This window comes from Segatella copri (genome assembly GCF_009494395.1).
Classification (GTDB): domain Bacteria; phylum Bacteroidota; class Bacteroidia; order Bacteroidales; family Bacteroidaceae; genus Prevotella.
In genome coordinates this window covers 71,792-82,714 of record NZ_VZCB01000094.1, presented here as the reverse complement: position 1 = coordinate 82,714, position 10,923 = coordinate 71,792, and the positions used below count along the sequence as shown (strand labels likewise).

The window sequence follows — 10,923 nt, the reverse complement described above, 5'->3', positions numbered from 1 at the left end:
ATTGGCTATATCCTAGCCTTTTCAGGCCCGATGATTTCTAAACGGGACAGCAGTGATCCAAATTTTAAGTGTAAGTAAAAGTAAATGAGTAAAAGGTGATGAAAAGTCGCCCATAATATTATTAAGTTTTAACTAAGAAATCATGAATAAAAGGATTTTATTTGTGCTGTTGGCTTTCATCGGCTTCATAAGCCCAGCCATGGCACAAAAGGTGGCCGTAAAGACCAATCTGCTGTATGATGCAACAAGCACCATCAATCTTGGAACAGAATTTGGGCTATCACCCAAATGGACCCTTGACGTCTCTGCCAATTACAATCCTTGGACCTATTCTAATAATAAGAAATGGAAACATTGGTTAGTACAACCTGAGGCGAGATATTGGTTCTGTAATAAGATGATGGGACATTTTATAGGATTCCATACCATTGCTGGTTCCTATAATATAGGTAACGTCAATGCAGACTTTAAGTTTCTGGGCACGGACTTTTCCAAGCTGAAAGATTATCGGTATGAAGGATGGTTTGTGGGAGCTGGCGTTGCTTACGGATATTCCTGGGTGCTGTCCAAGCACTGGAACCTCGAAGCAGAACTTGGCGTTGGATATACTTACAGTAAATCTGACAAGTTTGAATGTGCCAGTTGCGGAGAAAAGTTGGAGGATGACAAGACCCATCATTACGTGGGACCAACCAAAGCCGCACTCAACTTAGTGTATGTTTTCTAAATTCAACAATAGAACATTTAAAGGAAAGTACCTATGAAGATTTCATATCAGATAACAGAAAACTTACTCGGAGCCTTCATGCTGATGCTTGCTTTGCCTGCCTCAGCAGACAACAGAAGCGCAAATGAGATTCAGGAAGGCAAGAATATCCAGGTAATCAATAAGGTAATCAAGAAAAAAGGCAACAAGGTTAGTGTACAGATGGACCTCAACCTTGACAAGGTGATGCTTGGCAGCAACAAGGGATTGGTTTATACACCGATGATTGTCAGTGGAGAGGATACGCTGAAGATGCCGGCGGTAGAAGTGATGGGACGCAAAAGATACATCTACTATCTGCGCAACCAGCAAACAGCAACCCCAAACCCACTCGTTGTGGCACAGCGCAACAACAAGAAGCCACAAACCATCCACTACGCTTACACCGTTCCTTACAGCAGCTGGATGAAGAACTCGCAGATGCTCGTGGCTCACGACGCCTGCGGTTGTAACCAGACACTGTTGGACGAAGGCATCCTCAACTCCTTGGGCAATGCACTCTCTACCCCAGATAAACTCTATCATGCCTATATAGAGCCAAAGGCAGAGCCTATCAAGAGAAGACAGGAAAACGGTTCAGCAAAACTGAACTTCCCTATCAACAAATGGGATATCGTTTACGACTTGGGCAACAATGCCTCTGAGCTTGAAACTATCCGCAAGACGATCGATCTCGTCAAGAATGATCCGGATGTTACAATTACATCTATTATTCTCCACGGCTATGCTTCACCAGACGGAAGATACGCCAACAACGAGAAACTGGCGCACAACCGTACACAGGCTCTCAGGAATTATCTGTTGAAGACCTATCCTATTGATCAAAAACTGTTTGCGATAACAAGCACAGCTGAGGATTGGGAAGGAACCAGAATTTTTGTAGAAAACCATGACATGCCAGCCAAAGAGCAAGTGTTGAGCATCATGAACAGCAACCTGACTCCTGACGAAACAGAAAAGGCTATCGCTTCAAAAGCAGGAGAAGGTTTCCGCTATCTTGTGAAGAATGTATGGCCAGGACTGCGCCGTACGGACTACACCATCAAGTATGATGTAAAGGCCTTCAATCTGGAAGAAGCTCGCAAGGTCATCAAGACACGTCCTCAGAAGCTTTCGCTGCAGGAGATGTATATGGTGGCACAGAGTTATCCTAAGGGCAGCGATGAATTCAACAATGTCTTCGATGTTGCCGTAAGAATGTATCCGGAAGATAAGCTTGCCAACCTAAATGCTGCCTATGCTGCCATCGAACGTGGTGACAAGGTCAGCGCAGAGAAATATCTCAAGAAGGCAGGCAACGGTGCTGAAGCAGATAATGCCCGTGGTTGTCTTGCAGTCATGAATGAGGATTATGAGACGGCAAAGACTTTCTTTGAGAAAGCTTCTGCTGCAGGTCTCAAGGGCGCACAAGAAAACTTGGAAAAGATTCTTCCAAACTTGTAAGCATACTATCAGATTTGTTCATAAAAAGATATAAGTTATAGATAATAAGGATTGTTATTGGTTTAAAAACAGAACCCAACCATTTGTATGCGAAACATTTTTAGGAAATAAATAAGAACAAAATATTAATAACGTTTTAACAAATTAACAAGTAAAAGATTATGAAAAAAGTTAATTTGCTCGTAATGAGCTTAGTTTCAGCCGCAGCTTTGTCTTTCACAAGCTGCAGCGACAGTGAGGATTTGGCTAGTAACAGCCAGAACAAGGTAGACAAGTTCTACATGACTTTGACCGTTCAGACTCCTACCAGCAATGGTACAAGAACTGCACAGAAGAATCCTCGTGAAGCTTCAAAAGAGGAATCTTATGTAACAAGTGGTACATTCTATCTGGTTGAAGCAAATGGTAAGATTGCAAAATCGATCCCAATTGACGCGAAGGCATGGGCAGATGCTAAAATCCCTCAACAAGGTAACGATGGTAAGACAACACTTCAGATTCCTGTTGAAGATGTAACTGCAGGTACCAAATACAGCGTATATTTCTTGGCTAACGCGACAAGTGCATCACCACTTAATGGCATCTATACTTCTGAAGTTGAAAATAAATTTGCCAAGGAATACTCTGCAGCTAACAAGTTCGCCATGTTTAATGAGAACGATGCAGAGGTAAAGGCAAACAGCCATACTGTTGTTTTCACATCAGACAACAAGGATGCAAATACTGCAGCAAAGGTTAGCGACATCATCAAGATTGATCGTCTTACCGCACGTATTGACGAGCCAACATCTGAGGCAACAGCCATCAAGGCTTATGCTAAGGATGCAGAAGTTACAGAAGCTGAAAAGAAAGCAAACGAAGATGCTATCAGGGCTGTAAGCAGCGTAGCATTAACTAGTTATGCTATTTCAAATGTTGCCAACAAGACAAATGTTATGCAGCAGTGGGCTGATGCAAAATGCACAAACCTTTCAATTCCAACCGGTATCACTTACTTTCAGCCAACATCTGAGTTCGGTACAAAGACTTTGCTCCAGAACTATGGCTACTTTAATGCAGTAACAACAGATAAGTCACATAAGGACTATGTCTTCGAGAACAACTCTGATGATGCAACTTCTATGTACTTCGAGTACACAGTAACTCTCAATGATGTCTATAAGAACAAGGCTGATTTCCCTGATGGTACATTCTATCGTTACAACAAGGTCATCTATAGCAACATCCAGGACATCATCAACGCTTACCAAGACCAAAAGGCTATCTTTGATGGTAAGGACGCAGCCACAGTTATTGCTGAATTGAAAGCAGCTAAAGAAGACACAACAGATCCAGAGGCTAAGTTGGATGAATTCCGCAAGAAGTATGATATTGAGGTCTTCAACAACGGTAAGACATACTATGTTCAGAAGATCAAGGATCAGTACCTCGGTGTAGAGAATACTATTCAGCGTAACAGCATCTACCTGTTAAAGGTAAAGAACATATTTAATGTTGGTGCCCAGGTTCCTAATGGTGGTCCAGATGACCGTACATTGTACTATCTCGATGTTGAGGTTTCTGTTAACCCTTGGGTTCTCAACAACCAGGATGTTGATTTGCAGTAATCAGCACCAAAGTATCACAAGCTAAAGAACATACATTCTTTACAGGAAGTTATACGCATAAAATAATTCTATCAATCTCTCGGGGATGGAAATCATCTCCGAGAGATTACCAAATAACAATCATCTAGGAAAAATATAGCCGTCGCAGAACTGAAGGAAGAACTCTATGATTGCTTCTATATATATAATAAGGTGAAACGACGGGAGCCCCTATTGTGCTTTTAAGCACCTCTTAAGTAGAAAAATAAGATGCCGGAAGACAAACTGCCGTGAGTCACAAGGCACACAACATATATAAGTAAAAGAATTCATAATATATCAGACGATATGACACATTTCATCAAAAACTGTTGCAAAATGGTTTGTATCTCAGCCATTGTTCTGTCATCGCTTTCATCATGCATGAAGGACGATCTAACGGGCTGTCCTACCCCAAAGTTGTCACTCAAATTTGACTACACTTACAATGTTAAGGAAGCCGATGCATTCTCTGCAGAGGTGAAGAACCTCAACGTTTATGTGTTCGACAAGAACGGCAAATTCGTTGATACCTATACAGAGTCAGCAGACAAGTTTGAGTTAGGTCATCAGATGGAAATCACAGACCTACAGAAGGGCAAGTACACCTTCGTCTGCCTGGCTCGTGACAAGCAGCCTGCACTTGCCGGTACCAGAGCTGACGACGATGAGACTGAGTTTACATTCACACAGCTTACTCCTGGTATTTCTACCATCGACGATCTGCAAGAGGAAATGGGTAAGAAGAACGGTGATGCTTCGGTCAACGACAAGCAGTTTACAGCTCTCTATACAGCCCAGGATACCGTCAGCTTCGATGGCACAAACGATGCACAGGGCAAACTGAGTCTGATGAAGTGTACCAAAACATACCGAGTGGTGATGCTTCCATTCGAACCCGACCAGAAAGGCTTTACCGCAGAAAACTTCGATGTAGAGATAAAAGGTTCTGCTGCCCTCCTCGACTATAAGGGCGACAAGGTAAAACCAAAGTCAATCACATATCTGCCATTCGACAAGAAACTGGTAGAAAACCACAGTGGCAAGACAGAGGTGGAAGGCGAAATCGTAGAAAAAGCTTTGGTTTACGACCTCTCATCATCCCGTATGTTTGAGACCAAAGACGACAACAAGAGCCGTGGGGCTATTGGAACCAATGATTATGACGACAAACGCATCGTCATCACAGACAAGCGAACTGGCAAGGTTATCTTCAACCACTCCCTGCCTTGGTTTCTCTCACTCTGTGCGAGCGACCGCTACGGCAAAGACTGGACCGACCAGCAATATCTGGACCGCCAGGACCACTACACCCTGGTGTTCTACGTACCTGCACCAAGCTCCAACTACAGCATGGATGCAAGAATCAAGGTAAACAACTGGGTTCTGAACCTACAGAATACCGACCTGGGAAAATAAGAAAAGATAAGTATAAGTAAAAGAAAGAAAAGATGACTAGCTATAGAACAACTTTGACCAAGATGACCCGCCAGATTTGTACGGCACTCGCTGCTTTGCTCATGGTAGGCGCAATGGCATCTTGCTCAGAGAACGAAAATACAGAGACAGCTCTAAGCGACAATGCCTATCTGAGCCTCAGCTTCTCCAGCCATTCAGCTACTGGCACCAGAGTTGGAGAAAGCCATACGGAAGGTATGCTCGCAGACAATGAAAGTAAAGCTGACCCAAACTCAGAGAGCGACATTCACAGCATCAAGGTGTGGGTGTTTCAATCTGGCACAAACGAAGATGCCAATCCTATCGCATATAAGGAAGAAGCATTGAAAGATATTAATGGCAGCTACAATTTGCAGCTACGTTTCTTAAGAAAGATAGCAGGTAAAGAGGTGGAAAATATCGACCTCTACATCCTGGCTAATTCAGAAAGTACCAACATACAAGACAAGTTGAGTAGTAAGGAGTTCAGCAGCATCACCCGCAAGGAGTTGCAGAATATCTGCTTTGACACAACTTTTGGTATTCAAGATAATGGTAATCCACAGAACACAGAAGTTCCAGAAACAGGTCTCCCTATCTCTCGTGCCATCACCAACATTTCTGTAGAGAATCATGTTGGAACAACCGAAGCAGAGGCAAAGACCAAAGGAATCAAGATTCCTCTGGTTCGCGCTGTTTCCAAGCTCCATTTTTACTTTGCCCGCAAATCGGGTTCTGATGCCAATACCAGTCAGGTAAAGGTAACAAGAATTGAAGTAGAAGGCAATACCATCCCTACTGCCAGCTATGTTTTCCCCGATGAGGCAGAATATGATGAGAACGGTTACAACCAGGACGTTACTAGTCAGAAATACAACAACGCAGGTACAACTTATGTACCAACCACTCTGAATCTGGCTGGTGTAGAGAACAAAGATATCAGGGAGGTGGCTGATCCTATGGAATTCATCAGGAAGAGCAATCAGACAGCCCAAGAATATCTGGATGCTTTTGATAAGGAAGGAATCATATCTCATGATCTCTGCTATCTCCGTGAGACCAACAAAGCCATCCGAGGCACCATATACTATTCATTAGATGGCGGAGCTACAGAAAAGAGCGAAACCTTCCATATTCCTTCTGACGGAAATGCCATCAGAAACAGGGAGATGGTAGTTTATGGCTATTTCCTCAACGGACAGATGGGTAAACTCACCGTTACACCTAGTATCCAGGAATGGCAGGATGGAGGAACGTATGATTTCATCGATGCATCAACAAATGTAGTTATCCCTGACGGCGACCAGACCGAATGGGGCTACAAGGTATATTACGGTTTCCCTAAACGCGGACCAATGATTACACTCCAGAATATCGACACCAAAGGTCAGCCATGGATTCTCCAGACTGACAATCCGATGTTCGGATTCGTAATCTGTAATGAGTATGGCAACTATCCGGAAGATACGCCTTACTACAATCCCGAAATCACACAGAATAATGATGGCAAGAATCCGGTAGGAAAAACCTACAAGATAGAGGATTTCATCATCAACCAGAATGGTGAGAAGAAAACACTTCACTTCTATGTGGTTCCGAAAAACAGACTGGATCTGGCTAAGCCACACAATGTAAAGGCGCAGGTGTTCCTGACCAAATATCCAAACGATAAGTTCGTCCTGAATCCAGGTTTCCAATATAAAGGATGTACTGAGGGAAAATTCGCCGGTAAGGATATTCACTTTGAGCAAGTATTATAAAGACAACAGAAAACAATATTCATCATGAAGAAGTTATATAAAGACATAAAATTCGCAAAATGCATCTTGGCTCTTACGGCAGGATGGCTCATGGCAGGATGCTCGGCTGAAGACGAACTGGGAAACGGTTCGGCTGCACAACAGCTGAGCATCACTCCTATGGTCAACGACCTGCAGACCACAAGAGTGAAGGAAGAAGAGAATCTTCATGAAAAAACTCTGTCTTCTCTTGACTTTAAAATGTTCGAACCGGCAAATGGGGATTGTAGAATCGACCGGCAGTTTACAAGTCCGGCAGAAAACCAGGCAGAGGTACTGGCTTCCGGCAACTGGAAGGAGAGTCAGAACCTCCAGCCAGGTCAAAGTTATGCATTCTATGCAGCTGCCAACATCAGGCAGAGCCTGCAAGGCAAAAGCCAGAATGAACTTCAGAATGCTACCCAGCTGGACGAGGATATCTGGAAGCCTTACTCGACAGACAACAGCGAGAAGCTGTTTCTGATGAGCAGTCATGGTTCATACCAGATTACAGAAGAGGCAGAACAGAATATCCTGGTAGAACTGGTAAGAGCTGCAGCCAAGATCAAGCTCAACATCTCTTCTACGGTGAAGGATTACCATATTTCTGACGTTCAGTGGAAACTCATCAACTACAATACTAATACTACCATCTTTGCTGGTCAAACCGCAACTCCATCTATCATATCAGACAACAATACCTGGAGCACGGCAGCATCTGCAAAAGATGAGAAGGGGAATGATGTCTTCACGGTAACCACCTACAGTTATTCCACCCAATGGGAAACTCAGGAAACAATGCCACAGATTGTAGCAAAGGTCAACTTTAAATATAAGGACAAATCTAAACCTGATATTCAGAAGGAATTGAAGATACCGGTTCGTGACCCTCAGGGTGACAAGGAGTTAGACCGCAACTATATCTATACCGTCAATGCCGTCATCAAGTATCTGGATACCAATACGGATATCGATTACGACGGAGATACTGATTATCTGAAATGGGCGATTGCCAAATGGACCCAGGGTGAAGATACTTTTGTGAAGGGAGATAAAGCCAGCTTCCTGGTGGTATATCCTACGAAGCTGGATATGAAAGACAAATCGTTGGATGAAAGCATTCAATGGTTTGCAGCGGAAGAATGTAGTACCTCTGATAAAAACGGGTATGAAATCAACAGGTTCGGAGAAATCAGCACTCAAGAGGTTCAATTTGGTGGAGCTGACGCAAAATTTTCTACTAATACAGGTGACAATAAAAGAGGATGGATAAGAATAGAAACAGGAGGCCAGCCATCGCACAACACCGTCGTTTACTGTAAGTTCAAGATTGGCTTTAACTATAATGGTCACAGCAAATACCAGGATGTTCTCGTAAGGAAATATCCAGCTGTATATTCACTGAATGTAGAAAGTGTTAAATCTGACCATACAAAGGATATCAAAAACCGACTGTACACAGTTCAGGTAGCTAATACCAGGAACAATAATTACAGCCAATATACCTTTGCCAAGCCAAAATTGGACAACAACAACATGTCACAAGACAATACGGTTTCACCTGCCTTCATCATAGCCTCAACAGTGGGCGAAGACGATCATGCAAAAGGCAATTTCTACGAAAGCAACCAAGCAGCCAGAGATTATTGCAAAAAGTATACAGAAACCGCAAAGACCCGAAAGGGTGAGGCCGTAGAAATGAACGGCTGGCGCCTTCCAACTCAAGACGAAGTAAAAGTCATCTTGGGTTTGCAGAAAATTGACGAGGCAAAGAATGCTTTCGGAAAAGTGATGACAGGTGAATGCTACTGGACTCTTGACGGCAACACATCAGGCTACAAGAAGGAAGATACCAAGTTCGTTCGCTGTGTCCGTGACCTGAAATTGGATGAAATTGAAAAAATCGAGAATCAAGACATCGAATAAAAGAAGCAGAATGACATGAAAGAAATAAAATTATATATCGGAATCATAGCAGTGCTGTTAACAACCATGTTGACAGCCTGTTCCGATTCTATGGTTGACAACGACACTTCTACGACCAGTGAAACAGAAGAAGGTTACTATAAAGCCAGCTTCAGAATAGCCATTCCCAGTTTCGAAGAGAACGCTACCCGAAGCACCCTGTTTACGAATGAAGGCATCGGGAAAGACTGCGTCAAGCTGTTCTGCTTCGATGAGGAAGGTCAGTTCGTGGGTTTTGGAAAAGTCGGGGAATTCGGCGAAATCAAAGGTTTCAGAAGAGACGCAAACGGAACCATCATACAAAACGGCGACAAAGATATCGACGACAATGGACAAACCACCCCTCGAAATTTTTCTGCCCAGATTCCCAACAAGACGGCTCGTATCCATCTGGTAGCAAATACAGAAAGCCAGTACAAGACCATCGACTGGGATAACCAGTCAAAATGGGTGGGTATGCACGAGAATATACTGATGACCACCTTCGAGACAGAGTATGGTGAGGATCAGGCTGCGCTGACCCGATACTGGGGCTACATCAAGGAAGATTCGCCAGAGAAGCTCAAGGAATATCTCCGCCAGGATAATACCAAGCAGGATTACATCATCCATCTCATCAGAGACAGAGCCAAGATTTCGGCAAGATGGAGTGATCAAGCCAAAGCAGCCAATTCAAACCTCAAAGACGAGGACTTGACGATGACTGTGGTGAATGGTATGGCATACGGAACCCTCGCTCCCTTCGATCGTAACAACCTGCGCTTCGATAAGACTACAGGTGGAAGCAACTGGGAATGGACCGTGGATTATGTAACTCCTGCCATCAGTAACAAAAGGATGAAAGGTGATAGAGGACAGATGTATAATCCTACCGCAGCATTCGAAGAAAGAAACCTGCCTACTGATCCGGCAAAAGTATTGCTGAAATACAACGAAAGATGTTACCTGATATACTTGCAGGATCAGGACAACGTTCCTTATGCCATCAAGCGAAATTACGAATATAAAATCATCATCGACAAACTGGACGAAAGCTATGGTAAGGAAAGTTTGGAGGAAGCGCTGAAAAGCGCACCTGTCAATAATCCTTGGATTAGAGTGGAACAATACATTCCGGGAGTGAAGGATGGTAATTTTGAACTCTCCATCAACGAGGGCACCTATCAGACCACCAATGCAGCTTCCGGTTCTGAACAAACCATCCAATTCACCTATAAGGGCGATGATGCAGCCAACAAGCAGCCTACGGATTTCAAGGCTTTATGGACTGAGAATCTGTCATACGGGACGGTGGATGCTCCTCAGATTTCTGACTATACCTACAATGCCTCTTCCAACACCGGAACGGGTAACATCACCTACCAGCTGGGGACGGTAGATGAAATCTGGCGACAGGGTATCATCCACCTCATCGACACGAAACATGGACTGAACAGAAACATCCATCTCTACAGCATCAGCGAGGTAGACTATCAGGTAAAGGCAAGCGAAAACAGCTTTAAGTTTACCGTTCCTGCCAACTACCCGAAGGAGCTGCTGCCAGTAACCGTGAAGTTTGCATCGGGCGATGTAATTCCTGAGGGCTGTGACATAGAGTACAGTTCTACAAGTGAGCTTAACAAGACCTGGGACTGCTGGTATGTATTCAAGGCTGGTGAAGCCGGCAAGACATATACTTTGAACTTGAAAAACGTTCATCAAAACGCTACTGGCAATGCTACCTACTACGTGAAGATGGACAATGCCAATCAAGGACAAGCAAAGGAGTATACTTTTACTTATTAAAATAGACATATCGTTTAGGTTTATATAACCCCAAGAATATTAATAAAATAAATTATCATTTACTATAACAAATATTTTGCGGAGACATAAACTAGACTGGTCGTTGGAACTGTAGTTGCCGAGG

The 10,923-nt window shown here is 43.5% G+C and carries 7 protein-coding genes; all 7 read left to right on the top strand.

Features of this window, described 5'->3' with window-relative positions:
• Positions 1-142 precede the first annotated feature (142 nt).
• The 7 genes from F7D73_RS13115 to F7D73_RS13085 all read left to right on the top strand — a co-directional run bounded on the left by F7D73_RS13115 (position 143) and on the right by F7D73_RS13085 (position 10,799).
• Complete coding sequence (locus F7D73_RS13115; protein WP_153125351.1) at positions 143-727, top strand: DUF3575 domain-containing protein; 585 nt, start codon at positions 143-145, stop codon at positions 725-727.
• Positions 728-760: 33 nt separating this feature from the next.
• Positions 761-2,209 (top strand): DUF3868 domain-containing protein, encoded by a 1,449-nt coding sequence (locus tag F7D73_RS13110; RefSeq protein ID WP_153125349.1) that lies wholly within the window; start codon positions 761-763, stop codon positions 2,207-2,209.
• A 161-nt stretch (positions 2,210-2,370) separates the two neighbouring features.
• Positions 2,371-3,816: an Mfa1 family fimbria major subunit gene (locus F7D73_RS13105; protein WP_153125347.1), complete on the top strand. Its 1,446-nt coding sequence runs from the start codon at positions 2,371-2,373 to the stop codon at positions 3,814-3,816.
• A 402-nt stretch (positions 3,817-4,218) separates the two neighbouring features.
• Positions 4,219-5,253, top strand: coding sequence for a FimB/Mfa2 family fimbrial subunit (locus F7D73_RS13100; protein WP_194256922.1), 1,035 nt, complete (start codon positions 4,219-4,221; stop codon positions 5,251-5,253).
• Positions 5,254-5,285: 32 nt separating this feature from the next.
• Complete coding sequence (locus F7D73_RS13095; RefSeq protein ID WP_153125342.1) at positions 5,286-7,031, top strand: hypothetical protein; 1,746 nt, start codon at positions 5,286-5,288, stop codon at positions 7,029-7,031.
• 24 nt (positions 7,032-7,055) lie between these two features.
• A complete protein-coding gene (locus F7D73_RS13090; protein WP_153125340.1) occupies positions 7,056-8,975 on the top strand; it encodes a hypothetical protein in 1,920 nt (639 codons plus the stop codon).
• A 15-nt stretch (positions 8,976-8,990) separates the two neighbouring features.
• Positions 8,991-10,799 (top strand): hypothetical protein, encoded by a 1,809-nt coding sequence (locus F7D73_RS13085; protein ID WP_153125338.1) that lies wholly within the window; start codon positions 8,991-8,993, stop codon positions 10,797-10,799.
• The last annotated feature ends 124 nt before the right edge of the window (positions 10,800-10,923 follow it).

Bases quoted from the DNA above. Each gene is read 5' to 3' on its own strand.
- F7D73_RS13115 (WP_153125351.1), top strand. From the start codon at position 143: ATGAATAAAAGGATTTTATTTGTGCTGTTGGCTTTCATCGGCTTCATA.
- F7D73_RS13110 (WP_153125349.1), top strand. From the start codon at position 761: ATGAAGATTTCATATCAGATAACAGAAAACTTACTCGGAGCCTTCATG.
- F7D73_RS13105 (WP_153125347.1), top strand. From the start codon at position 2,371: ATGAAAAAAGTTAATTTGCTCGTAATGAGCTTAGTTTCAGCCGCAGCT.
- F7D73_RS13100 (WP_194256922.1), top strand. From the start codon at position 4,219: ATGAAGGACGATCTAACGGGCTGTCCTACCCCAAAGTTGTCACTCAAA.
- F7D73_RS13095 (WP_153125342.1), top strand. From the start codon at position 5,286: ATGACTAGCTATAGAACAACTTTGACCAAGATGACCCGCCAGATTTGT.
- F7D73_RS13090 (WP_153125340.1), top strand. From the start codon at position 7,056: ATGAAGAAGTTATATAAAGACATAAAATTCGCAAAATGCATCTTGGCT.
- F7D73_RS13085 (WP_153125338.1), top strand. From the start codon at position 8,991: ATGAAAGAAATAAAATTATATATCGGAATCATAGCAGTGCTGTTAACA.